Raw genomic sequence first — 23,536 nt, forward strand, 5'->3', positions numbered from 1 at the left:
TCGGCGCGCTCGCGATGGGGAGAACCCTTGGCTAGCCTGCAAAGGCAACAGTGCAATATCATTGAAATGCCAGGCGGACAGGGAGACCAGCAGGTGCCGGCAAACAGCATCCGATCGCTCCACCGATCATTCGGCAAAAGCATTGGCCGGCTTGCGCCCGAATGGGTCGTGGAAAGATACAGGCACTGGACGACCGATGCCTATGTCGTTTCCTTTCCCAAAAGCGGGCGGACCTGGTTCCGCACGATGCTGGGCACTGCATTGCAGCTTCAGTTCGGAACGCGGACGGTCGATCCGACGTCCGTCCACCTGATGTGGATGTTCGATCCCAATGTGCCGAGGCTATTGTTCACGCATGACGTGAACGCCCATCTCAACCATGTGGATAGCATAAGCTGGGACGGACACAGATACCGCAGCAAGAAGACCATTCTTCTGGTGCGTGATCCCCGCGACACCATCGTGTCACTCTATTTCGAGATGACGAAGAGGGTGGGGGCCTATGACGGTCCGATCGATGCGTTCATCCGACAGGACGCGGGAGGAATTGCCTCTCTCGTGGCATTCCTCAACAGCTGGATACGCAATTTACACCGCGTCCGTGCCTCGCTCCTTCTGACCTACGAAGATTTGCACAGGCAGCCTCATACCGCAGTCCGCACCGCGCTGGATTTCATAGGTGCCCATGATGTCAGCGATGAAAATATCGCGGAGGCGATCCGCCTGTCTTCCTTCGAAGCCATGCGCCGGATGGAACGCGCGGGCGCCGTTCAGCATGTCCGCCTGCGTCCCGCCAATGTCGACGATCCTCAGTCCTACAAAGTGCGGAGCGGTAAGATCGGCGGCTATCGGGAAGTCCTTTCTTCCCGGGACTGCGCCTTTCTCGACGATTATATCGCCACGCATCTCGATGCCAGACTCGTCCGCTACAAGGAGTCGATGCTAACCGGATGAATGTCCTGGGAAATTGTCAATGAATCTGGCAATCGGTCCCGATATTAACAATTGGAACAAATAATTTTATTTGTTTCTTTATTGTTTCCATTCGATATTGCTTTATCAAAGCGACGTGATGCTGAAGGGAGCAATATGCGTTGCGGCAGTCACTTCAAGCTTTCGGTAATCGGGCCGGAAAAAGGATGTAAAAGCCTTCAGTCATGTCTGACAGGCAGCGCATTTCAGATCCGGGTCTGGACCTTTCCGCAGCTTTTGGAACTATTGATGGATGTCGAGGACAATCCCGACCAGATTGTCATCTTGATCATGACCGACGAACGGTCCGCCCTTATGGCCTGCCGATTATTGATGCAGCGTCTCTCAGGCCCCCGGTTATTATTGATATATGATTATCCGCAAGAATCGCCTGAGACGTCCGATTGCCTTCCTGCTCCTTCGGCGCTCCCTGCTTCCTTGAAATCCCTGCTCGATTGTCTCGGTGATGAAAAGCTGACGAATATCGCGGAAAACTCCATCGGCCAGGAACCGCCCAGCCAAAATCCGCTGTCGATGCGGGAGATCGAAATCCTGTCCTGTCTGGCTCATGGTCACGCGAACAAACGCATCGCTCGCGTACTCAACATCGCCGAAGCGACCGTGAAGGTGCATGTGAAGGCTATTCTGCGAAAACTGCACCTGACGAACCGGACGCAGGCCGCCATCTGGGCCGTGCAGCAGGGTTTCACGTGGAAGCCCGAAGCGCCTTCCATTGTGGAAGCAGCTCCAGCCCAAGAGCGGTCTCCGCTGGTCGAGCAATGGCCCATAATCCTGCCGACAGAGTTTCACTGAAGCTCATATATCCGCGATTCGCGCTCCGGGTCCTATCGTCGCGGCCCGATCATCTGGATTGCGTAAGGGGCAGTCGGCTATCGAAAGGCAGCCGCATCCGATGCAACCGTCGAGTTGGTCGCGCAAACGGGTCAGCAAGGCGATGCGCCGATCGAGATCGCTCCTCCAGTTCGCGGACAGCGCAGACCAATCCTGAGCCGTCACGGGCCGCCCGGCGGGCAAGGCCGCGAGCCGCTCCCTGATGACCGCAAGCGGAATGCCGACGCGTTGCGCGATCCTGATGATGGCGATCAACCGCAGGACGGAACGCGGATAACGGCGCTGATTGCCGCGCGTCCGCCAGCTTTCGATCAGACCCTGCGCCTCATAAAAATGCAGGGTGGAGACCGGAACGCCCGCTCGCCGGGCTACCTCACCGACGCTAAGTTCTGGACCCTGTTCCTTCAAACTCATAGGCTTGCCATGGCGCCTTTTTTCAGGTGGAGCGAAAAACCGCTTTACCTCAATAATAGTTGATGTTCTATGGAGGCGCTCCTGAGTTCAAACATGGGGGCAGATTTTGGAAACGGCAGAACGCCAGACGGACCAGCGAGCGATCGCGTCATGGCGCAACATGGCAATAGCCGTGGGTATTATAGCCCTCATCTTCCTGTTGCTTTTCGCCTGGAGAAGCTGGCGCAATGCGGCTCCTGCCGCTGCCGGTCCGCCACCCACCGCCGTTGCCGCCACGCTGATACGGCCGGTGGACGCGCCGGTTTCGCTGGAAGCGGTAGGGTCGTTACGCGCCGTAGAGGAAGTGATGCTGGCGCCCGAAGTGGCGGGACGCGTCACCGCCATCCTGTTCCAGCCCGGCGCGCGGGTGAAGGCGGGCGCGCCGCTGGTGCAGCTATATGATGCGCCAGAGCGGGCGGATCGTGCGGCGGCCGCAGCGAAGGCGCGATTTGCGGACGCACAACTGGCACGCTCTCGCGAATTGGTGCCGGGCGGCGCGGAGTCGCGCGAAATGCTCGACCAAAGGCGAGCCGAGCACGATCAGGCGCTGGCTTCGGTCCGGCAGCTGGACGCCCGCATCACCCAGAAACGGATCGTTGCGCCTTTCCCCGGCGAACTGGGTGTGCGCCGCATCAACCTTGGCCAATATCTTAATCCGGGCGACCCGATCGTCAGCCTGACGGCGCTGGACCGGCTCTATGCCGATTTCACGGTGCCGCAGCAGGATCTGTCGCGCATCAAGGTCGGCGGACCGGTGCGCCTGACGTCGGACGCCTGGCCCGGACGCAGCTTTGCCGGCCGGATCACCACCATAGAGCCACGGATCGGCACGGACAGTCGTAACATCATGGTACAGGCTATGGTTGCCAATCTCGACCGTGCGCTTCGTCCCGGAATGTATGTGAACGCTGCGCTGGAATTGCCGGTGCAAAGAGGGGCGCTGATCGTTCCGACAACGGCGATCCAAACATCGGCGTCGGGCGACAGCGTCATCGTCATTCGGGGAAGCAATGCGCGGCGACAGGGTAAGGCCGAGGCCGTATCCGTTATCACCGGGCGCCGTATCGGCAACAATGTGGTGGTGACCCGGGGACTTAAGGCCGGCGATGTTGTGGTGAGCGAAGGACAGCTTCGCATCCAACCGGGCGCTGACGTGCGCGTCACGCGCCTTGTTCCCGCGACGGAGCGCTGAAGGCCATGCGGTTCACGGATATCTTCATACGCCGCCCGATACTTTCCATCGTCGTTAGCCTGCTGATCCTGCTGGTGGGGGGCATATCCTTCTTCCTGCTGCAGCTGCGGGAATATCCGAAGATGGAAAGCGCGACCATCGTGGTCGATACCAGTTATCCGGGCGCGACGCAGGATGTGATGCAGGGTTTCGTCACCACGCCGATCGCGCAGGCGATCGCGACGGCGAACGGCATCGAATATCTCACATCGACCTCCACCCAGGGCAAGAGCCAGGTGAAGGCGAAGCTTGTGCTCAACGCCAACGCTGATCGTTCGATGACCGAGGTGCTCGCGAAAGTGCAGCAGGTGAAATATCGCCTGCCTCCCGGCGCGACCGATCCCGTCATCACCAAGATCACCGATGGCGCTTCTGCCATCCAGTATATCTCCTTCGTCAGTGATACGCTGACCGTCCCGCAGATCACGGACTTCGCCACGCGGGTCGCGCAACCGCTCATCACTGCGGTGCCTGGTGTAGCGGCGGCGGATATCTATGGCGGGCAGACCTTGGCGATGCGGATATGGGTCGATCCCGACAAACTGGCTGCGAGGGGATTGTCTGCGGGCGATATCGCTGCGGCGCTCCGGGCCAATAATGTGCAGGCCGCGCCGGGCCAGCTCAAAGGCGCGGACACTGCCATCAACATCACGGCTCTGACAGACCTGCGCGGGCTGGACGATTTCCGAGACATGGTGGTGAAGTCCGGAGCGGACGGCGTTGTCCGCTTGCGTGATATCGCGACTGTGGAGATCGGCGGGCAGAATTACGACACGATGGCGCTGGCCAATGGCAGCAGGGCCATATTCATTGCGATTTCTCCTACCCCCGACGGTAATCCGCTGGATATCGTCAAAGGCGTGCAGGATCTCCTGCCCGGTATACAGCGCGTGACGCCGCCGGGCCTTGAAGTCTTCAACCAGTTCGACGTGGCGCATTTCGTCCATGCCTCTATCGACGAAGTGCTCCGCACCTTGGTGGAGGCGATTCTGATCGTCGTGATCGTGATCTTCCTGTTCCTGGGATCGCTGCGGGCGGTGCTGATTCCCGTGCTCACCATTCCGCTTTCGCTGGTTGGCACGGCCGCCTTGATGCTGGCCTTCGGCTTTTCGATCAATCTGCTGACTTTGCTGGCGATGGTGCTGGCGATCGGGTTAGTCGTGGATGACGCCATCGTGGTCGTGGAGAATATCCATCGCCATATCGAGGAAGGTCTGACCCCCGTGCGGGCCGCGCTGATCGGCGCGCGGGAGATCGTCAACCCCGTAATCGCGATGACGATTACGCTAGCGGCGGTTTATACGCCTATCGGCCTGATGGGTGGTCTTACCGGCGCGTTGTTCAGGGAGTTCGCCTTCACGCTGGCATCGTCCGTCATCGTTTCAGGCGTGATCGCGCTCACCCTGTCGCCGATGATGAGCAGCTATCTGCTGAACGACAAGGTCGCGGAAGGAAAATTCGCCCAGCGGATCGAACATGGCATGGCGCGGCTGATCGCAGGCTATGACCGGTTGCTGGGCCGCACGCTCGCCGCGCGGAGTGCTGTGCTGGCGATGGGTGTCGCTATGCTGGTGGGCATTGTGATCCTGTTCAGCGGCGCGCAGCGCGAACTCGCGCCGCAGGAGGATCAGGGCTTCGTCCTCGTCCAGACGAAGGGACCGCAATATGCGAACATCGACTACACGGCCCGCTTCGCGCAGGATGTGGAGCGGATGTTTCGCCAATTCCCCGAATATGTCTCCACCTTCATCACGATGGGTATGGATGGGATGAACAGCAGCTTCAGCGGCATCATCCTCAAGGAATGGAACGAACGACCACGGGGCGCCGATGCGATCCAGGCGGAACTCAACGCCAAGGGCAGCGCGATCACCGGCGTTTTCGCCACGGCCTTTCAGCCGCCGCCCTTGCCTGCGGGCAGCGGTGGGTTGCCCGTGCAGATGGTGATTCGCTCGTCCGAGGATTTTCCAGCCCTGTTCACCAGCATGGAAAAGCTGAAGGGCGCGGCATGGTCGAGTGGGCTTTTCGCTTTTGTCGACAGCGATCTGGCTTTTGACAGCCCGGAAGCCCGCATGGTGATCGACAGGGCCAAGGCAGGCGAGATGGGGGTGAGCATGGATGCCATCGCTTCTACGTTGGCGACGCTGGTGGGAGAGAATTACATCAATCGCTTCAACTGGCATGAGCGGTCCTATGATGTGATCGTCCAGGTGCCGCGCGAACGGCGGCTAACGCCGGACAAGCTGGGACAATTTTATGTAAAGGCAGCATCGGGAATATTGGTGCCGCTCTCCACGGTCGTGCGGATCGACATGCATCCGCAGGCGAACCGCCTACCCCAATTCAACCAGATGAACGCAGCCACCCTGTCCGCCGTGCTGGCCCCTGGTGTCACCATGGGGCAGGCGGTCGATTTCCTGAAGGGGCAACCCTTGCCGGCAGGCATGACCGTGGACTGGCTGTCGGACAGCCGCCAATATGTGACGGAAGGGGACAGGCTGACCTTCTCCTTCGGTTTTGCGTTGGTGGTGATCTTTCTGGTGCTGGCGGCGCAGTTCGAGAGCTTCCGCGATCCGCTGGTGATTCTGGTGACGGTGCCGCTGGCGGTGTGCGGGGCGCTGGTGCCGCTCTACCTCGGCTTCACCACGCTCAACATATACACGCAGATCGGGCTGGTTACGCTGATCGGCCTTATTTCCAAGCATGGCATATTAATGGTGTCCTTCGCCAATGAGATACAGCAAAACGAAGGGCTGGACCGTATCGCCGCGATCCGCAAAGCCGCGGCAATCCGCATGCGGCCGGTGCTGATGACGACAGCGGCGATGGTGGCGGGTCTTGTCCCGCTGCTCTTCGCCAGCGGGGCGGGGGCGGCAAGCCGCTTCGCGATCGGCATCGTCGTCGTCATGGGCATGTTGATCGGAACGCTCTTCACCCTGTTCGTGCTGCCGACCATCTACAGCTTCGTGGCGCGCGATCATCGCGCGGCGGCGGGCGGTCCTCGTGCCCGGCAGATCGCGGAGATGGAGGCGACCCATGCATAGCGCCAAGGCCGCGACGCTCGCATTGACGCTGTTCGCGAGCGGTTGCGCCGCCGGGCGGGACTATCAGCCGCCCGCGCCGCTGCCCACCGTTGCGGGGGCCTTCATCACGTCTGCGCCGGGGACGCAATCGGGGGAGGGCCAGGACAGATGGTGGCGCCTCTATGACGATCCTGTCCTCGATCACCTGATCGAACAGGCACTGGTCACCAATACCGACCTGCGTGTGGCGGCCGCGAATCTTCGCCGGGCGCAGGCCGTTTTGCAGGAATCCCGAATGGCGCGCCTGCCGTCCACCGACTTGAACGGTGGTGTCAGCTATGGCGATGGCTTCGGTCCCAATGCGGGCGCGCAGTTCGCGGGCAGCGAGCAGCAATGGTCACAATCCGGCAGCTTGGCCGTCGCATGGGAAGCCGACCTGTTTGGTCGCGTGCGCCGCTCGATCGAAGCTGCGCGCGCCGACGCCGCGACTATTGCTGCCGCCCGGGATCGCGTCGTTGTCGTCGTGGTGGCGGAAACGGCGCGGGCCTATGCCGACGCCTGCACCCTGGGCGAAAGCGAAGCTATTGTGCGTCAGTCGATCCGCATTGCCCAGCAGGGACTGGCGCTGACCCAGGCAAGGTTTGCGGCAGGTTCGGCCGCGACCTTCGACGTCGAGCGTGCGGCTGGAGCATTGGCGGATGCACGGGCTGCGTTGCCTCCGCTGGTCGGCCAGCGGCAGGCGCGCCTGTTCGAACTGGCCGCCCTTGTCGGAGGCATGCCTGCCGACATCCCGGTGGAAGCGCGGGATTGCATTCGTTCGCCCGCGCCGGTTGCTTCCATTCCCGTTGGCGATGGCGTTGGCCTGCTGGCGCGGCGGCCGGATGTGCGGGAAGCGGAGAGGCGCCTTGCCGCTGACACGGCGCGTATCGGCATAGCGACAGCGGATCTCTATCCCCGCATTTCGCTGGGCGCTTCGGGCAATTTCTTCCGCAACGATCAAGTCAGGGGGAGCGATGCCTTCAGCTTTTCAGTAGGTCCGCTGCTTTCGTGGAGTTTCCCCAATATCGCTGCGGCCCGGGCACGGGTGGCGCAGGCCGAAGCGGGCGCGCAGGCGTCGTTGGCGACATTTGACGGAGTCGTGCTCGGCGCGTTCAAGGAGGTAGAGCAGGCGCTGGCCGCTTATGCCGCGCAGCAGGGGCGTCGCGATGCGCTTGCCGAATCCGTGACAAGGGCGGAAACGGCGCATCGCCTAGCTGAAAGGCGCTACAGGGCGGGGGCGATTTCGTTCCTCGACCTGCTCGACGCGCAACGGCAGTTGGTTCAGGGCCGCATTGCGCTGACTGGCTCTATGCAGGCGCTGGGATCGGCCCGCATAGACCTGTTCAAGGCGCTGGGCGGCGGATGGCAGGCTGCTGCCCCGAAAGCCGGGGATTCAGACAGGCGGGCTGGCAATGCGGATAGCGATATTGACGTTCGAGGGGTTCAATGAACTCGATTCCTTCATAGCGGCCGGGATTCTAGGCCGGATGCGCCCGCAAAGGTGGGAGATCGGCATCACCTCTCCCACCGAACGGGTGACATCCATGAATGGCGTCACGATCGTCCGGCAACAGTCACTGGACTATGCGGCGGAGGCCGATGCGGTCCTTATCGGCAGTGGCGTCAACACACGCCGGATCGCGACGGACGTCGACATGTTGCGCCGCATCCGGCTGGACCCGGCGCGCCAGTTGATTGGCGCGCAATGTTCCGGGGCGCTGCTGCTCGCCAAGCTCGGCCTCATCGGAAAACTCCCTGCCTGCACTGACCTCACCAGCAGGCCCTGGGTCGAGGAAGCGGGTGTGGAAGTGATCGACGCGCCCTTCATTGCACATGGCAATGTGGCGACGGCGGGCGGCTGCCTCGCCAGTCAGTATCTGGCGGCGTGGCTGATTCTGCGTCTGGCGGGACGCGCGGAGGCGGAAGCGGCGCTGCACTATGTCGCGCCGGTGGGAGAGAAGGCGGCCTATGTCGAGCGGGCCATCGCCAATGTCCTGCCCTTCGTCAAGGACGCGCAGAGCGCCAGTTGGCGCCGGACGGGCTGACGGGAAAAAGGGCGGGCCGCTAATGCTATCCCGCCCTTCTGGATCAGGCGTCCTTGCCGCCGGGCGTATGTGCGCCGGGCATAGGCGGCACCGGCAGAGGCGGCGCGTCGGCGTCATCTTCATGGATGTCTATAATGCCGCGCCCGACATGGCTCTTGCGATAGCCATAGAGGAAATAGAGCACCAGACCGAGACCGCCCCAGACAGGCAGCACCAGTTGCGCGTCGAAGGGCAGATTGAGGAAGAGGAACACGCAGCCGATGGCGGCGGCCGGCGCGATCACCCAGACTAGCGGCGTGCGGAAAGGCCGGTGGCGGCCTGCGTCTTTTACGCGGAGCACGAGTACGGCGATCGAAACCATGAAGAAAGCAAACAATGTTCCGGAGTTTGAAATGTCGGCAAGCTGGCCGACCGGGAGCAGCGCGGCTCCTATCGCGACGAAGACGCCGGTGACCATGGTCACGACATGGGGCGTCCGAAAGCGCGGATGGATGCTGGCGAGTTTTTCCGGCAGCAGGCCGTCGCGGGCCATGACGAAGAAGATGCGGGTCTGGCCGAACATCATCATCAGGATGACGGAGGGCAAAGCCAGGTTGGCGGCGAGGCCCAGCGCATTTCCTACAACGGTCCAGTTGATCGCGCGCAGCACATGGGCCAGCGCTTCGTTGGAGCAGACCAGATCGCCCGCATGGGCGGCGGTGGCGCAGGTGGCCGCAAAACCGTGCGAGCCGGGGGCCACGGCAAGGCCGTCAGGGCCGAGCACCGGCTGCGCGCCGATCGCGCCGATCGCGCCAGCGGCGACGAAGAGGTAGAAGACGGTGCAGATCGCGAGGCTGCCGATCAGGCCGATGGGCACGTTGCGCTGCGGATTCTTGGTTTCCTCAGCCGCGGTCGAAACCGCGTCGAAGCCGACATAGGCGAAGAAGATGGAGGCGGCCGCGCCGACGATGCCCATGCCGCTGGTTCCGGGAGGCCCGAACCAGCCATTGGGCGCGAAGGGCGAGAAATTGCCGGTGTCGATTACCGGCAACGTCAGGGCGACGAAGGCGGTGAGCGCCGCCACCTTGATCGCGACGAGCACGGCGTTGACGCGCGCGCTTTCGGTCGTGCCGATCACCAGCAGCGCCGTCACCGCCAATGCGATCACGATAGCCGGAATGTTGATGAAGCCATGGGTGAAGTCTGCATGCGGGATCAGGCCGTTCATGGTCCATACGGGACCGGCGGATAAGGCCTGTGGCAGTTCCAGCCCCGTCACGCTTTTCAAAAGACCCATGAAATAGCCCGACCAGCCCACCGAAACGGCGCTGGCCGCGACCGCATATTCCAGGATGAGCGCCCAGCCCACCATCCAGGCGAGCAATTCGCCCACCACCGCATAGGTGTAGGTATAAGCGGACCCTGAAACCGGCACCATCGAAGCCAGTTCGGAATAGCAGAGCGCCGCGAAGGCGCAGACCAGCCCCGCGATCACGAAGCTCCACATCATGCCCGGCCCGGCTTTTTGCGCGGCGGCGGCGGTTAAAACGAAAATGCCGGTGCCGATGATGGCCCCGACACCCAGAAGCGTCAGTTGGATCGGTCCCAAGGTCCGGGCGAGAGATTTTTTCTCCGCCGTGGCCAATATGGCGTCCAGAGGCTTGATACGCCCGAAAATCATGGTTGAAGCCCCTTGATCATCTTGTCCCCAGAAGCGGCGCAAGGCCACTTTTGCCGAAGTGGCATTGACACGGAAACTATCGCCTAATCTGTCCCGCGCAAGTATGTTGCGTATCCGGGACACGGATTTTCAACGGGCCGCGAGGGAAAACAGGATGATAGAATTGCTGCGGGCACAGAGCCTGGCAGGCGTGACGCATGGTTTCGCGGGCAGAAAGGGTGGCGTTTCGACGGGGGTGCATAGCGGCCTGAATGTGGGGCTGGGGTCCGAAGACGAGCGGGAAGCGGTGTTGCAAAACCGCGATCTGGCGCGCGACGCGCTGTTGCCGGGAGGAACGCTGGTCACGGTGCGGCAGGTTCATTCGCCCGACGTCGTGACGGTCACCGGCCCGATTGCGGAAGAGGCGCGCCCATCCGCCGACGCCATGGTGACGGACAGGCCCGGCATCATATTGGGAATATTGACGGCCGATTGCGTGCCGGTTCTGTTCGCGGACAGGAAGGCCCGCGTGATCGGCGCGGCCCATGCCGGATGGAAGGGCGCCATTGCGGGCGTCACGGACAATGCCATCAGCGCGATGGAGGCGCTGGGCGCGACGCGGGCCAATATAGCCTGCGCCATCGGTCCCTGCATCGGCCGAGCGTCCTATGAAGTGACGGCGGATTTCGCCGCGCGGTTCGAACAGGAAGAGCGGGCCAATGCGCGATTCTTTACGCCGGGGCGCGAGGGGCACTGCCAGTTCGACATCGCCGCCTATGTGGCGTCGCGGCTTGCCGATTCGGGCATTCGCATGATCGGGATGCTGGATGAGGACACCTATGGCCAGCCCGACCGCTTTTTCAGCTATCGCCGTTCCTGCCATCGCGGCGAAGCGGATTATGGCCGCCAGATTTCCATGATCGCGCTGACGGATTAAGGGATGCCCTTCCGCCGACCCGCCTGACCAATCCGTAGGAAAACAGACATCGGGCCGCAATATTACATGTCCTTAATATCTGGCTGCTAAAATCCTGCGTCACGCCCCGGACCGGACTGCCCATGACCATGCTGCTCATCACCGTCGATACGGAATTGTCCGCCGCGCTTTACCAGCGCGGGGCGGGGTTGGAGGAGAATCTGCGCCGCTCCATCTGGGGCGAGGTGGACGGTCAGCCCTATGGCATAGGGTGGCAGATGACGCTGATGGAGCGGCACGGCATCAAGGGCGTCTTTTTCCTCGATCCCCTGCCCGCGCTGCTTTACGGCCCCGATTTTCTGAGGCCCATTGTCGATGCGGTTGTCGGGCGAGGCCATGACATTCAGCTCCATATCCATAGCGAATGGCTGCAATGGGCGAAAACATCGCCGGTCGACGGACGGCAGGGCCGGAATATCGGTGATTTCTCCCTTGCCGACCAGACGTTGCTGCTGAGCCTTGGCAAGCGATTGCTGGAAGAGGCGGGGGCGCCCGCCGTCACCGCTTTTCGCGCCGGGAATTTCGGTGCGAACGACGATACGCTACGCGCCCTGGCCCAAATCGGCATCCGGTGGGACAGCAGCGTCAACCCCGCCTATCTGGGCGGGGATTGCGCCATTTCCATGCGCGGCCTTGCCGGGCCGCATCACCGGCTGGGCATTACCGAGGTGCCGGTTTCGGGCATAGCGGATCGGCCGGGCCGATTCCGCCCCGCCCAGATTTGCGCCATGTCCGCCGCGGAAATGCGCGCGGGCCTGCGCCATGCCGCGCATGAACGGCATGACGCCTTCGTCGTCGTCACGCACAGTTTCGAAATGCTTTCGCGCGATCGGACGCGGCCCAACCGCGCTGTGATGCGCCGGTTCGAGCGGTTATGCAGGGAGGCGCAGCGGCTTCCCGGCATCGAGGCAGGAGGATTTGACGGCCTTCCTCCCCTGCTGGCCGACCATAGGGCCTCCGCCTTCACGCTGGCGCGGCCCAATCGCGCGCGCACGGCATCGCGCATGATGCAGCAGCTTTGGGCCAATTGGCGCTATGAAAGAAAGCTGGCCCCTGCGTGACGCGCCATGCCGGTGCCATCGTGCTGGGCCTCGACAGCGCAATCGGCCTTACCATCATGCGGGAATTGGGAAGCCATGGCGTCCCGGTATATGGCGTCGGGCGGGCGGCGTCCGGCACGGCCGCCGCGTCGCGTTATTGCACGGCCGCGTTCGACCGGCCGCAGGGGCCGATTGCCGCATGGCTCCCCGACCTGATCGCGCGCACCGGGGCAGGGGCGCTGCTGGCGACATCGGAATCCGATCTTCTGGAACTGGCCGAACTGCCCGCGCGCATGGGGGATTGTCATCTGCTCGTTCCCCGGATCGACCGGTTGCGGAAGGTGATCGACAAGAATTGCACGCTGGAAGCGGCGATGGCGGCGGGGCTGCGCGTGCCCCGGACATGGCAACCTATGGCGGCGGAGGATTTCGCGGACCGCATTGCGGCGCTTCGCTATCCGGTGGTCGTGAAATGGGCCAATCCGCCCGAGGCGATGGCGTTCCTGAGCGAATGTGGACTGGAATGGATCAAGGCGGAATATGTCCGCTCCGCCGATGAATTGCGACGGCTGCTCGAACGTTATCGTCCGGTGGGGCGCTGGCCGCTGATCCAGGAATATTGCGGTGGGGTGGGCCTTGGCCAGATGCTCCATATGGAAGGCGCGCGCGCCACGCTGCGCTTCCAGCACCGGCGGTTGCACGAATGGCCGCCTGAAGGCGGGGTGTCGACGCTGTGCCGCGCGGAGCCGATGGATCGTCATGCGGCGCAGATGGCGCTCTCCGAAAAGCTGCTGCGCGCGCTCGATTGGCAAGGGCCGGCGATGGTCGAATATCGCTATGACGGCACGCATTACTGGCTGATGGAAGTGAACGGGCGCTTCTGGGGCAGCATGCCGCTGGCCTGGCATTGCGGCGCGCATTTCGCGTGGGAAGCCTATCGCCGGACGGTGTTGGGGCAAAAGGATGCGGCCAGCCCGGCGCGCGGGCATTTGCGGGCGCGCTACATGGTGCCGGAGACGAAACGGCTCGCCCGGCTGCTGCTGGCGCCGCGCCGGATCAGCGATCCCTTCTTCGCCATTCGCCCGGTGCGGGAACTGATCGGCTATGTCCTGGCCTTTTTCGATCCGCGGACGCGCTATTATATCTTCACCCTCTCCGATCCGCGGCCATGGATGCGGGATATGGCGCAGATATTCAGGAAAGCCGTGCGCCGGGAAACCCCTTGACCAGCGCATCGACCGCGCCTTCGATGCGGCAAAGGCATTGCGCCATATAGCGATCATCCAGCCCATAGGGATCATGCAGATGCGGTAAAGCCGGGCGCGTCCACCGGCCCAGCAACAGGCGTGGCCGGTCCGCAAGGCGCGGGTCGGCCGCCAGCCGGTGAAGCTGGCGCACTTCCATGGCAAGCAGCAGGTCGCCGCTTTCCGGCACATAATCGCCGGCGTCCAGCGCCCGGTGCGCCGACAGATCATAGCCCAAGGCGGCGGCGGCGGCGATGGCCGGACCGTGCGCGCCCCGCCCGCTGGCCGCGGAAAGGCCGAAGGACGCGGCTCGCAGGCCTGCCGAACGGGCGGCGACCTCGGCAAAGGCGCTGCGGCAGATATTGCCCTGACACACGAAGACCAGACGCCGCACCTCCGCCGGGTCGGGCCGTCTTTCCTCGGCGAGGTGGAACAGCGCCTGCGGATAGGAAAGCGCCAGCCGGACCAGTCCGCGAAATGTGCCGAAACGCGATCGAATCATATCCAAAGCCGGAAAGATGGCGGAGACGCCGGGATTCGAACCCATCGTGCCCCATTCAGGGCACGATGGTTTAGCAAACCGCTGGTTTCAGCCACTCACTCACGTCTCCGGCCTGCTAGAATTTTCTGTAATATACTGAATATATTATATATTTTCGATTATACGGGCTGCCCATTTCCTTTGCAAGAGAAACAATTTCCGGGTTTGCGCGGCGCGATCGATCGGATCGCGGCAAGTGAAATTTGCTTGATTGCGAGAGCCTGCGTCGTTTCGCGGCGGTGATCGGCTTCAGCAGAGAAGTTGAAAAGACGAAGCTGACTCTAGCCGATGTGGTGCGGTTGCGTTCCTTCCCGGGATCACCGTCATAGCCGGTGCGGCGCCGACCACGCGCGGATATTGGAGGCTCGCCGCATCCCGGCTTGCCAGATAGACATGGTGGAAAGCGTCCACCCTGCCGCCGGTAAGAGCCACCGTATCGCAACGCCAGGTCCATGGCAGAGCATCCAGCCGCTTCTCGAACGGAGGGGACGGTTTCGAGGACCAGAAGGCGGCGATCCCTTCCGCAGTGAGGGCGCGCTCGACGGCCCTGATCCCGCATTCCCGATAGATGTCGCCATTTTCCGTGCGGACCAGATGATCAGGCCCATTGTCGGTGTCCATGAGCACGACATCATAAGTCCCGTGCCCGTTTTCCAGCGTATGCCTTACATCTTCCACGCGGACCTCGACGCGCGGATCGTCAAGCGGATTGCCCGCAAGATGGCCGAGATAGCGTCTGTTCCAATGCACGATCTCTGGCACGATTTCCGAAACGACCACTTCGGCGCCATCATCAAGGAAGTTCAGCACCATCCTCAACGTATAGCCCAGGCCCAGACCGCCGATCAGAACCTTCCTGGCCGGCCGGCCCAGCAGGCGCAGGGCCTTTTCCGCGAGGAAATCTTCCGATTGATGGCAGGAACTGCTCATCAGTTCCATGCCGTTATACCGGATTTCATAGAGATCATTTCTTCTCAGCAATAGGATTTCGTCACCGGCGGAAAGGCCGGTTCGTGCCACTTCGGTCCAGATATGCATGCCCATCCCTAACGATCGCGACGCGGCTGACGGCAGCCGGCGCGCTTCAAATTTCGCGTTAGATGATTTTCAGGGGTTGCCCGGCTTCAGAGCCGCGGCAACCCATGGGCATCGTCGGCCCTTGTCCCGACGATCAGCGGATAGATTGCGGAAATATTCACGGCCTGCATGGTCAGTATCGCAATCGGCATCCAAAGTTGCTGGCAAAGCTGCTGGAAAAACATCCATGCTTTGTCGGGATCGGATTGTCCAGTGCAGGGCGGCAGGACATCGGCAGGATCAAGGTCTTTCCCGCAAAGCCGCTCCATGCATCGCCATTCCCATGGGATTGTCGACGCATGGAAACCCGTCGGCGGCCAATATGGAGCAGCGAATGGCCCCCCTTATGAGTGTTGGGAGCCATTCGGGCAAAATTGCGTCCGCGTCGCGCCCGCGCTGCTTTCTGCCAGCCGCAGGATTGCTGCATGCCCTGCCGGACGGGGCCTATGGGCCCGCGCTCAGCAGGTTCACGGAACGAGTAAGCTCGGCCCCCCAAACAGAGCGCGACCGATCATGGCAGGTGCGATATTGACGACAAAGAAGGTGATCTGGAAAAGCCCGATCATTATCCACAATCGCCTTGCTTCGCGCCTCCAACCCGCGGGAACGCCATGCACGCCGAAGCGACGCTCCACCGACATAAAACCGTCAATGCCACGATTTGCCAATATGCCGACGAACCAGCCTGCCCACAAAGCGATCAGCGCAGGGAACACGAGCGGCAATTGCCCTTTATCGCTTTCCAGCGTCGGGCCGACAATCGCATCATATGTCCACCAGCCGTTGGCGACGGAACTACCCTCGACATAGATTTGATAGGCAAAGAAGAGGGGAAAGGCGACGAGCATCGCCCAGGCTTGCACGGGCAGAAACCGGAGCCTGCGGCCCAGCACCATAACCAGCGACGTCAGCAGAGGCAGCGATACCGCAAACCACCAACCCCAACTGAACGGTATGAACAGCGGTTTTACCGGGGTGGTAAATGCCATGTCCCCCCAGAAGGGCAGACGGGAAAAAGCGGGGTTCCAGGCCAGATAGGCACCCCAGTCACCGAAAAATTCCTGCCAAAAGGCGCTTGTCGCGGCGATCAGGACCAGACCGAACAACGGCAAGCGTCGATTTTTCAGGGTCAATGCCACAGCGGCCAGAACCAATATGCCCCACAACCAGATGCTGCCACTTTCCATGACCCACCGGTCAACCGGTTCCCCCATTTGCGATTGCATTTCCTGTATCCCCCCTCTTCCATACGAACGCTGTGCGGCCTGATGGCGCATATAATAGCAAGGCAAAAAATCCGCCAAATAGAAAGCTGGTCTATTGCTCGACATATCGCGCTGGATTGAACCCGCCGCCAGATAGGGCGCTTGCGTCGCTTCCAGGAGGAACAATCCCCAGCATGGGGCGTAAGCCTTTTGTCCCGCCTCTCATTTGCCCCCCGAATGATAGAGGCGGGGCAACTCATTCCAGGTGCGTAGCCCTGGCGATAGCGGAGCATGTCGACCGGCGGTTGGATGTTGGGCAGTTCGTCTGGTCGATGATCACGGCGCTCGAAGCGAGGTGGCGCGCCATGATTGCCGATCTTCAACGGGAGTCCGAGCCGCAAAATCCGTGGAACAGCGGGTTTGGAAGGTGTAGCCTTTCACGCTCTGTCCCAGCCCCTGGAGCATACCGGAATGGTCGAAAAACAGCCCCGCTATAAGGCATATGATCACCCGGCCGGTGGCTGGGGCGCGGCTGCGGCCACTGCGAAGGTTCTTCTGGAACAGAGCGTCGTCACCAAGGGATCGCGCGCGCTCCTCGCGATGAACCAGCCAGGCGGCTTCAAATGCCCGAGTTGCGCCTTTCCGGATGCGGACTGCAAAAAGACCCTCGAATTCTGCGAGAATGGTGCAAAGGCGCTCGCGCATGAAGCCACCAAGTTCCGCGTCACGCGTGAATTCTTCGCCCGGCATACCGTTGCCGAGCTTATGGAGAAATCGGATTATTGGCTTGAAATGCAGGGGCGCCTGACCGAGCCGATGCGCTACGACGCCGCGAGCGACACATATGTTCCCTGCTCCTGGGACGAGGCTTTCGCGCTCATCGGTAAGCATCTGCGCGCGCTCGACACCCCGCACGAGGCGGAGTTCTATACGTCGGGCCGCACGCCGAATGAAGCGGCCTTCCTCTATTCGATCTTCGTCCGCCAGTTCGGGACCAACAACTTCCCGGATTGCTCGAACATGTGCCACGAACCCACGAGCCGCGGCCTGCCGCCTGCGATCGGGGTCGGCAAGGGTACTGTCGTGCTCGAGGACTTCGAGCATGCCGAGGCGATCTTCGTCATTGGCCATAATACGGGCACCAATGCGCCGCGCATGATGACCAATCTGGTGGAAGCCCGCAAACGCGGCGTGCCGATAGTGGCGGTCAATCCGATGCCGGAACGCGCGCTGATCCGCTTCACCGAGCCGCAGGATTTGGTGCAGATGGCGACTTTCGGATCGACGCCGATCGCCAGCGAGTTCGTGCACATCAGGATCGGCGGCGACCTTGCGCTCCTCAAGGGCATGATGAAGGTCATGTTCGAGCGCGAGGAGAAGGGCGAGACGATCCTCGATCACGACTTCCTCCGTCAGCATACGGCCGGCATGGAAGCGGTGCGCGACGAGGCCATGGCGCTCGACTGGGGCGACATCGTCGCAGCGTCCGGCATCGAGGAAGTGCAGATCCGGCGCTGCGCGGAGATCTACATCCGCTCGAAGGCGACCATCATCTGCTATGGCATGGGCCTCACCCAGCATCAGCAGGGATCGCGCCTTCTCCAGCAGGTCGCGGGGCTGCTTCTGCTCAAGGGCAATTACGGCAAGCCCGGCGCAGGCATCTCGCCGATCCGGGGCCATTCCAATGTGCAGGGCGACCGCACCGTCGGGATCGACGAGAGGCCCACCCAGGCCTATCTCGACCGGGTGCGTGACGTGTTCGGCTTCGAACCGCCGCGCGGATATGGTCATCACACCGTGGAATCGGTCGAGGCGATGCTCGACGGCACCGCCAAAGTCTTCATCGGCATGGGCGGCAATTTCGTGCGCGCCGTGCCCGATACGGATATCGCCTATGCAGCGATGCGTAAGCTTTCGCTCTCCGTCGGCATCGCCACCAAGCTCAACCGGGGCCATCTGGTTCATGGGCGGGACGCCCTCATTCTGCCCGTCATCGCGCGCTCGGAACGGATCGAGACTGCGCGCGGCGAGCAGTTCGTGACGATCGAGGATTCCATGTCCAACGTCACGGCTTCCCGCGGGGTGCTTGCTCCGGCAAGCCCGGACCTGAAACCCGAGGTCGAGATTGTCTGCCGCATGGCGATGGCCGCGCTCCCGGACAGCCAGATTCCCTGGGAGAGCTACATCGACGACTACGACCTCATTCGCGACAAGATCGCTGCCGTCTATCCCGAGATCTATGCGGACTTCTCCGAACGGATCAAGGAGCCCAGAGGTTTCCATCTCGACGTTGCGCCGCGGCGGCTGGTCTGGCTGACCCCAAACGGCAAGGCCAATTTCCTGCCTCTGCCTGGCCTCGACGTGAATGACCGGGTCGATGATCCGGCGATGCTGCGACTTGCGACCGTACGCTCGCACGACCAGTTCAATACGACGATCTACAGCTATAACGATCGCTATCGCGGCGTATATAACGACCGGATGATCCTATTCATGAACAAGGAGGATCGGATCGCTCGCGGACTGGAAACAGGGGCAAGAATCGCGCTCGAAACGATCGGCGGCGAGGGGATGAGACGGCGCGTGGATGCGCTGACCATCATCGATTACCCGATGCCGCGCGGTGCGGTTGCGGGCTATTATCCGGAACTCAACCCACTCCTGCCGCTCGATTATTATGATCGGATGAGCGGCACCCCGGCTGCCAAGTCGATCCCGGTTCGGGTCGTCGCGGTCTAGCTGATCCACCGCACTGGCGGCCGCCGGACTCATCCGGCGGCCTCGCCTTCCGTTACGCGCCGCCGAGTTCCTCTGTTCCGGCGAAGTCCTGTGTGACGCCCATTTTTTTGGTGAGATCGGCCATGTCGAGATATTCGCGCCATTTGAGGATGCGCCCGTCACCGTCCAGCTCATAGACCGCGACCATTTGATGCGGGCAGAATTTGCCCATGATGTAGGCGGTGTCCGAGCGTTCCTGCATGACCATGGTGTCGCTGGAGAGGATATTCACCTCGTTGCACTTGTTATGGGTGGCGATCACGCTTTGATGCTCGATTTCCTTTCGGAGAGCCTCCTTGCCTTTGATGACCGGGCCGCCGGGCACCCAGAGCTGCCATTCGGCATCGTCCGCCATCATGGAGAGGATTTTCTCGACATCCGGCTTGGTTTCGGCCGTGCCATCGCCCCAGGCAGCGTGGAATTCGCGGATATAATTTTCCTGTTTCAGGCCCATCGTCATTCTCCTCCTAAAAGCTGCCGGTTTCAGCACTTGTGCGTATCTTGCGGGTCACGCCGTTGAACAGAGCCGCCCGGCTCTCGCTCTCGCCCCATGAATTGACGATGCGGCATCGGCTTCGCTCATGATCGCAACCTTGTTCAGCGAGGCCCATGCCATCTCCCATGATCCGCCGTCTTTTTGATATTCGCGCGTTCAGCTTAATCCGGCACATCGGGCGCCCCACCTATCTTTCGGCGGTTCATCGGATGCCGGTCGATGGCCAGAACAGGATCAAGACATTGCCGGGCTGATGATTGCAGGGCGGAGAAATTTGCATCCCTTGCTGGAGTTCTGCTCCCGGCACGCATGGATGATCCTCGCTCGACCGTCCGTTCCCACGGCCCGTCCGCGCCGGAGATGAGCAACCTGACCCATGGTAGGTGGTTCGGAAGTCAACCCGCTTAAACCGGTGCCCCGGAGATAAAGCCGGGCCGATAGGCGCGACAATGGGGGAGGGGTATGTCCAGAACCGAACCGAGTGGATATACTTCGCCCTTCTGTCGAGGTGCTGCGCGCCGTCGAAGGGATCATAGCGACGCGTCCGCCAATGGTGGATGTTGCAAGTGACCGCTGGTGGCGCGGCGGCGGCTTCGCGGTGGGCGAGCATCGGAATAAGCCGGATTCATGCGCTGTTGCTGGCCATATTCGGGTTGGCGCTCGCCGGGCCAGCGACAGCTCTGGCGCGAGTGGGCGGATCGCCCTGGTATATGCTGGCGGCGCTCGTGTCGCTCGTCACTGCCGTGCTGGTGTGGCGGCGTAGTGGCCGCGCGCCTGTCGTCTATGGTATCTTTCTGCTGGCGACCTTGATCTGGTCAGTTTGGGAAGTGGGGTTCGAACCCTGGGCGCTGTTGCCGCGTCTGGGCGTGCCGATCATGCTCGGCCTGCCGTTTCTCGCAGGGGTCTGGCCACGCGGCCGCCGGGGCGCCGTTCTCGCCGGGGTCGGAGTTTTGCTGCTGGGCGTCGTCTGGGTTGAGGCGAGCGCGTGGCGCGCAGAGCCAAGCGTTCCGGACGGGATGGGAGCCAGTGCCGCGGTCTCCGGCGACTGGCGGCATTATGGTAACGACGCTGGCGGCACCCGCTTTTCACCGCTGGGGCAAATCGGCCCCATGAATGTCGCCGCGCTGGAGCCGGCATGGACGTTTCGTTTCGGTCCTTCGGCAGTGGCGGCGCCCGTCACGCTGGAAACCACGCCGCTTGCGGTGGCGGGGCGATTGTTCCTGTGCACCGGCGACAATGACGTGATCGCGCTCGACGGTGACAGTGGCCGTCAATTGTGGCGCTTTCGCGCGCGCGCCGATGGCCGGGGTGTGCCGATCGCATCCTGCCGCGGCGTCGCCTACCATCGCCAGCCAAATGCCGCAGGTCCATGCGCCGAGCGGATATTGACCGCGACGATGGATGCCCGATTGATCGCATTGGATGCCAGCAATGGCCGGCCTTGCGCCGGGTTCGGTATCGACGGTGCGGTCGACCTCCGCGCCGGGCTGGGCAGGGTCGACAAGGGCTATTATTTCGTCACCTCCCCGCCGCAGATCATCGGCAATCGCGCGGTCGTGGGCGGATGGGTGGTCGACGGCCAATATGTGGGTGAACCGTCGGGCGTGGTCCGTGCCTTCGATGTGCATTCCGGCGCTCTTGCCTGGGCCTTCGATGCAGGACGCCCGGACCGCCGCGGTCCGCCTCCACCCGGAGAGCAATATACGCCGGGGACGCCCAATAGCTGGGCACCGATGAGCGCCGACGAGGGCCTGGGCATGGTCTACGTACCGACCGGCAACGCGACGCCCGATTATTATGGCGCCAGCCGGCGACCGTTCGATGATCGTTTTTCGAGCGCTGTGGTGGCGCTGGATGCCGCGACCGGAGCCGTGCGCTGGGTATTCCAGACGGTGCATCACGATCTATGGGATTATGACGTCGCCAGCCAGCCCACGCTGACGGACATCAATGGCGTGCCCGCCCTGATCCAGCCGACCAAGCGCGGCGAGATTTTCGTGCTCGATCGACGCACGGGACGACCGATCGCCCCGGTGGAGGAGCGCGCGGTTCCGCGGAGCACCGTGCCCGGTGAGCGGGCAGCGCCCACGCAGCCCTTTTCCAGCGGAATGCCGAGCTTTGCCGGAGAGACGCTGACCGAGGCGGACATGTGGGGCCTGACGCCGATCGACCAGGCGCTGTGCCGCGCCGCTTTCCGCCGCGCCCGATATGACGGGCCATTGACGCCACCGGGACTGGACCGGCCGAGCCTGATCTATCCAGGCTATGGCGGCGGCATCAATTGGGGCGGGGTTTCGATAGACGTCGCGCGCGGGATCATGATCGTGAACAGCAACCGCGTCGGCAATCTGGTGCAACTGATCACGCGCGATGCCGCCCGGCGGCGCGGGATTGTCCCGCTTTCGGTGAACAGTCATGGCGGCGCGGCGGGGGCCGTCGCGCAGGAAGGGCTCCCCTATGCAGCGGATCTGAAACCCCTGATCTCACCGATCGGCGTACCATGCCAGAGGCCGCCCTGGGGGATGATCGCGGCGGTCGACCTGCAATCCCGACGGCTGCTCTGGAACCGCCCGCTCGGCACCGGGCGGGACAGCGGTCCCTTCGGGATAGGATCGCAACTGCCGTTCACGATGGGCGTTCCCAATACCGGCGGATCGATCGCCACCGCATCGGGACTGACTTTTATCGGCGCGACGCACGATCGATATCTTCGCTCCATCGAGACGCGAACCGGGCGCGAACTGTGGCGTGGGCGGCTGCCCGCTGGAGGACAGGCGACGCCGATGATGTTTCGCTCGCCGCGTACCGGGCGGGAGTTCGTGGTCATCGCCGCGGGTGGCCATCCCGGACTGGGCACGAAAGGCGGCGACTATGTCATTGCCTATGCCCTTCCAGCCCGCGCTCAGCGCAAATAGCCAGTCTTGAAAAGCTGTCAGTCCCGGACGACCAGCACCGTTTTGCCGCGCGCATGACCACTTCCGAGCGCAGCCAGCGCATCGCCGAATTGTTCGAGCGGATAGATCTCCGTCACCACCGGCCGGATGGTTCCCTCAGCGACCACCTTCGCCATGTCCGGCCACGCGCCGGCACTGTCCGGGCCGCTCGCGACACGGCAGGCGATATCCTTGGCAGCCCAGCGTTCCGCAAAACCGGCAGAGGGTAAGCCGCGGAGCGCGACATAGCGGCCGCCGGAACGCACCTTTTCACAGAGAGTATCCGCGTTGCTGCCGTCCGCGCTATCCAGAACGCCATCGATCTGGCCAAGATCGTCCAGCCAGTCGGACGCCGCATAGTCTCGCGGTTCAGCGCCGAGCTGACGGACGAGATCGAGATTGCCCGCCGATGCCGTTCCGATCACCCGCGCTCCGCGCCATCGCGCGAGTTGTACCGCGACGCTGCCGATGCCGCCCGCTGCTCCGTTGATAAGGATCGTCTGCCCAGGTTGAACATCGAGGCCACGTGCTGTCGAGAACAGTCCGTCCCACGCCGCCATCAGCACATTGGGGAGAGATGCGGCCTCGATGTGTGATAGCTTTTCCGGTTTCCGGGCGGCGCGGTCGCAAGGGATCGTCACATAATCCGCGAATGTCCCTTCCGCGTCTGCCGCCGCCTGCCCAAAAACGGCGTCCCCTGTCCGGAACCCTGCGACTTCCTTGCCGACCGCTTCGACGACTCCTGAAAAATCACGGCCCAGAACCGCAGGAAGAGTGAAGGAGACGAAGGCGTTGACATATCCTTCGACCGCGTAGCGATCGAACGGATTGACGCCGGCGGCGTGAACGCGGACGAGCAGCGCTCCCGGATCGACCGGAGGGGTTGGGATATGGTCGATCCGGACTCCGGTCAAACCGCTATAATCATGAAAGCGCACTGCACGCATCACCGCTTTCCTTTTTCAGGCCGCCAGATCATGTTCAGGGACGGC

Annotated in this window: 21 protein-coding genes and 1 tRNA gene; 12 read left to right on the forward strand and 10 right to left on the reverse strand. The window is 62.5% G+C overall.

Annotated features, from left to right (window positions below):
* Positions 1–93: 93 nt before the first annotated feature.
* Both LDB26_RS00710 and LDB26_RS00715 read left to right on the forward strand, forming a co-directional pair.
* Positions 94–954 carry a sulfotransferase domain-containing protein gene (locus LDB26_RS00710; RefSeq protein WP_197413673.1) on the forward strand — a complete coding sequence of 287 codons (861 nt, stop codon included), beginning with the start codon at positions 94–96 and terminating at the stop codon, positions 952–954.
* Positions 955–1,005: 51 nt separating this feature from the next.
* On the forward strand, positions 1,006–1,785 hold the full coding sequence (locus tag LDB26_RS00715; RefSeq protein WP_257539779.1) for a response regulator transcription factor: 780 nt from the start codon (positions 1,006–1,008) through the stop codon (positions 1,783–1,785).
* 3 nt (positions 1,786–1,788) lie between these two features.
* Here LDB26_RS00715 and soxR read toward each other — a convergent pair whose 3' ends face one another.
* Complete coding sequence (gene soxR, locus LDB26_RS00720) at positions 1,789–2,238, reverse strand: redox-sensitive transcriptional activator SoxR (RefSeq protein ID WP_062063022.1); 450 nt, start codon at positions 2,236–2,238, stop codon at positions 1,789–1,791.
* A gap of 160 nt (positions 2,239–2,398) precedes the next feature.
* On the opposite strand from soxR, the gene LDB26_RS00725 reads away from it, so the two are divergent.
* From LDB26_RS00725 to LDB26_RS00740, 4 genes are read left to right on the forward strand one after another with little or no spacing between them, the layout of a single operon-like run.
* On the forward strand, positions 2,399–3,469 hold the full coding sequence (locus LDB26_RS00725) for an efflux RND transporter periplasmic adaptor subunit (RefSeq protein ID WP_257539781.1): 1,071 nt from the start codon (positions 2,399–2,401) through the stop codon (positions 3,467–3,469).
* A 5-nt stretch (positions 3,470–3,474) separates the two neighbouring features.
* Positions 3,475–6,552, forward strand: coding sequence for an efflux RND transporter permease subunit (locus tag LDB26_RS00730; protein ID WP_257539783.1), 3,078 nt, complete (start codon positions 3,475–3,477; stop codon positions 6,550–6,552).
* Positions 6,545–8,020, forward strand: coding sequence for an efflux transporter outer membrane subunit (locus tag LDB26_RS00735; RefSeq protein WP_257539785.1), 1,476 nt, complete (start codon positions 6,545–6,547; stop codon positions 8,018–8,020). The genes LDB26_RS00730 and LDB26_RS00735 overlap by 8 nt, the downstream gene beginning before the upstream one ends.
* The gene (locus tag LDB26_RS00740; protein WP_257539787.1) at positions 7,983–8,615 is read left to right on the forward strand and encodes a DJ-1/PfpI family protein; all 633 of its coding nucleotides are present in this window, start codon (positions 7,983–7,985) and stop codon (positions 8,613–8,615) included. The genes LDB26_RS00735 and LDB26_RS00740 overlap by 38 nt, the downstream gene beginning before the upstream one ends.
* A gap of 43 nt (positions 8,616–8,658) precedes the next feature.
* Here the strand turns inward: LDB26_RS00740 and LDB26_RS00745 are convergent, their stop codons facing one another.
* Positions 8,659–10,275: an amino acid permease gene (locus LDB26_RS00745; protein WP_062063029.1), complete on the reverse strand. Its 1,617-nt coding sequence runs from the start codon at positions 10,273–10,275 to the stop codon at positions 8,659–8,661.
* Positions 10,276–10,429: 154 nt separating this feature from the next.
* Here LDB26_RS00745 and pgeF point away from each other — a divergent pair, with 154 nt between their 5' ends.
* The 3 genes from pgeF to LDB26_RS00760 all read left to right on the forward strand — a co-directional run bounded on the left by pgeF (position 10,430) and on the right by LDB26_RS00760 (position 13,496).
* Positions 10,430–11,191 carry a peptidoglycan editing factor PgeF gene (pgeF, locus tag LDB26_RS00750; RefSeq protein WP_257539789.1) on the forward strand — a complete coding sequence of 254 codons (762 nt, stop codon included), beginning with the start codon at positions 10,430–10,432 and terminating at the stop codon, positions 11,189–11,191.
* 122 nt (positions 11,192–11,313) lie between these two features.
* Positions 11,314–12,291 (forward strand): hypothetical protein, encoded by a 978-nt coding sequence (locus LDB26_RS00755; protein ID WP_257539791.1) that lies wholly within the window; start codon positions 11,314–11,316, stop codon positions 12,289–12,291.
* Entirely contained in the window at positions 12,288–13,496 is a 1,209-nt protein-coding gene (locus LDB26_RS00760) for a carboxylate--amine ligase (RefSeq protein WP_062063033.1), read from the forward strand. The genes LDB26_RS00755 and LDB26_RS00760 overlap by 4 nt, the downstream gene beginning before the upstream one ends.
* Here LDB26_RS00760 and LDB26_RS00765 read toward each other — a convergent pair.
* From LDB26_RS00765 to LDB26_RS00785, 5 genes are all read right to left on the reverse strand, one after another.
* Entirely contained in the window at positions 13,465–14,016 is a 552-nt protein-coding gene (locus LDB26_RS00765; RefSeq protein ID WP_306812072.1) for a phosphotyrosine protein phosphatase, read from the reverse strand. The genes LDB26_RS00760 and LDB26_RS00765 overlap by 32 nt on opposite strands.
* Before the next feature lie 17 nt (positions 14,017–14,033).
* A tRNA-Ser gene (locus tag LDB26_RS00770) sits at positions 14,034–14,125 on the reverse strand.
* A 179-nt stretch (positions 14,126–14,304) separates the two neighbouring features.
* Complete coding sequence (locus LDB26_RS00775) at positions 14,305–15,093, reverse strand: spermidine synthase (RefSeq protein ID WP_257539795.1); 789 nt, start codon at positions 15,091–15,093, stop codon at positions 14,305–14,307.
* Positions 15,094–15,179: 86 nt separating this feature from the next.
* Positions 15,180–15,401, reverse strand: a complete 222-nt coding sequence (locus LDB26_RS00780; RefSeq protein ID WP_062063036.1) for a hypothetical protein — start codon at positions 15,399–15,401, stop codon at positions 15,180–15,182.
* A gap of 198 nt (positions 15,402–15,599) precedes the next feature.
* Complete coding sequence (locus tag LDB26_RS00785) at positions 15,600–16,346, reverse strand: hypothetical protein (protein ID WP_156415228.1); 747 nt, start codon at positions 16,344–16,346, stop codon at positions 15,600–15,602.
* Positions 16,347–16,808: 462 nt separating this feature from the next.
* Here LDB26_RS00785 and LDB26_RS00790 point away from each other — a divergent pair, with 462 nt between their 5' ends.
* On the forward strand, positions 16,809–19,076 hold the full coding sequence (locus LDB26_RS00790) for an FdhF/YdeP family oxidoreductase (protein WP_257539797.1): 2,268 nt from the start codon (positions 16,809–16,811) through the stop codon (positions 19,074–19,076).
* Positions 19,077–19,128: 52 nt separating this feature from the next.
* Here LDB26_RS00790 and LDB26_RS00795 read toward each other — a convergent pair whose 3' ends face one another.
* Positions 19,129–19,569 carry a limonene-1,2-epoxide hydrolase family protein gene (locus LDB26_RS00795; protein ID WP_062063043.1) on the reverse strand — a complete coding sequence of 147 codons (441 nt, stop codon included), beginning with the start codon at positions 19,567–19,569 and terminating at the stop codon, positions 19,129–19,131.
* Between the two features lie 13 nt (positions 19,570–19,582).
* The gene (locus tag LDB26_RS00800) at positions 19,583–19,726 is read right to left on the reverse strand and encodes a hypothetical protein (RefSeq protein WP_156415229.1); all 144 of its coding nucleotides are present in this window, start codon (positions 19,724–19,726) and stop codon (positions 19,583–19,585) included.
* A gap of 10 nt (positions 19,727–19,736) precedes the next feature.
* On the opposite strand from LDB26_RS00800, the gene LDB26_RS00805 reads away from it, so the two are divergent.
* Positions 19,737–19,865, forward strand: a complete 129-nt coding sequence (locus tag LDB26_RS00805) for a hypothetical protein (protein ID WP_257539799.1) — start codon at positions 19,737–19,739, stop codon at positions 19,863–19,865.
* A gap of 312 nt (positions 19,866–20,177) precedes the next feature.
* A complete protein-coding gene (locus LDB26_RS00810; RefSeq protein ID WP_257539801.1) occupies positions 20,178–22,526 on the forward strand; it encodes a membrane-bound PQQ-dependent dehydrogenase, glucose/quinate/shikimate family in 2,349 nt (782 codons plus the stop codon).
* Between the two features lie 17 nt (positions 22,527–22,543).
* On the opposite strand, the gene LDB26_RS00815 is transcribed toward LDB26_RS00810, so the two are convergent.
* Positions 22,544–23,491 carry an NADP-dependent oxidoreductase gene (locus LDB26_RS00815; RefSeq protein ID WP_257539803.1) on the reverse strand — a complete coding sequence of 316 codons (948 nt, stop codon included), beginning with the start codon at positions 23,489–23,491 and terminating at the stop codon, positions 22,544–22,546.
* Positions 23,492–23,536 lie beyond the last annotated feature (45 nt).

This window comes from Sphingobium sp. CFD-1 (assembly GCF_024611115.1).
GTDB lineage: Bacteria > Pseudomonadota > Alphaproteobacteria > Sphingomonadales > Sphingomonadaceae > Sphingobium > Sphingobium baderi_A.

Coding starts and splice junctions, on each gene's coding strand:
- LDB26_RS00745 (WP_062063029.1), bottom strand. CDS start 10,275: ATGATTTTCGGGCGTATCAAGCCTCTGGACGCCATATTGGCCACGGCG.
- LDB26_RS00740 (WP_257539787.1), top strand. CDS start 7,983: ATGCGGATAGCGATATTGACGTTCGAGGGGTTCAATGAACTCGATTCC.
- LDB26_RS00790 (WP_257539797.1), top strand. CDS start 16,809: ATGGTCGAAAAACAGCCCCGCTATAAGGCATATGATCACCCGGCCGGT.
- LDB26_RS00735 (WP_257539785.1), top strand. CDS start 6,545: ATGCATAGCGCCAAGGCCGCGACGCTCGCATTGACGCTGTTCGCGAGC.
- LDB26_RS00795 (WP_062063043.1), bottom strand. CDS start 19,569: ATGGGCCTGAAACAGGAAAATTATATCCGCGAATTCCACGCTGCCTGG.
- LDB26_RS00775 (WP_257539795.1), bottom strand. CDS start 15,093: ATGCATATCTGGACCGAAGTGGCACGAACCGGCCTTTCCGCCGGTGAC.
- LDB26_RS00725 (WP_257539781.1), top strand. CDS start 2,399: ATGGCAATAGCCGTGGGTATTATAGCCCTCATCTTCCTGTTGCTTTTC.
- LDB26_RS00780 (WP_062063036.1), bottom strand. CDS start 15,401: ATGGAGCGGCTTTGCGGGAAAGACCTTGATCCTGCCGATGTCCTGCCG.
- LDB26_RS00755 (WP_257539791.1), top strand. CDS start 11,314: ATGACCATGCTGCTCATCACCGTCGATACGGAATTGTCCGCCGCGCTT.
- LDB26_RS00730 (WP_257539783.1), top strand. CDS start 3,475: ATGCGGTTCACGGATATCTTCATACGCCGCCCGATACTTTCCATCGTC.
- LDB26_RS00800 (WP_156415229.1), bottom strand. CDS start 19,726: ATGGGCCTCGCTGAACAAGGTTGCGATCATGAGCGAAGCCGATGCCGC.
- pgeF (WP_257539789.1), top strand. CDS start 10,430: ATGATAGAATTGCTGCGGGCACAGAGCCTGGCAGGCGTGACGCATGGT.
- soxR (WP_062063022.1), bottom strand. CDS start 2,238: ATGAGTTTGAAGGAACAGGGTCCAGAACTTAGCGTCGGTGAGGTAGCC.
- LDB26_RS00805 (WP_257539799.1), top strand. CDS start 19,737: ATGATCCGCCGTCTTTTTGATATTCGCGCGTTCAGCTTAATCCGGCAC.
- LDB26_RS00785 (WP_156415228.1), bottom strand. CDS start 16,346: ATGGGGGAACCGGTTGACCGGTGGGTCATGGAAAGTGGCAGCATCTGG.
- LDB26_RS00765 (WP_306812072.1), bottom strand. CDS start 14,016: ATGATTCGATCGCGTTTCGGCACATTTCGCGGACTGGTCCGGCTGGCG.
- LDB26_RS00815 (WP_257539803.1), bottom strand. CDS start 23,491: ATGCGTGCAGTGCGCTTTCATGATTATAGCGGTTTGACCGGAGTCCGG.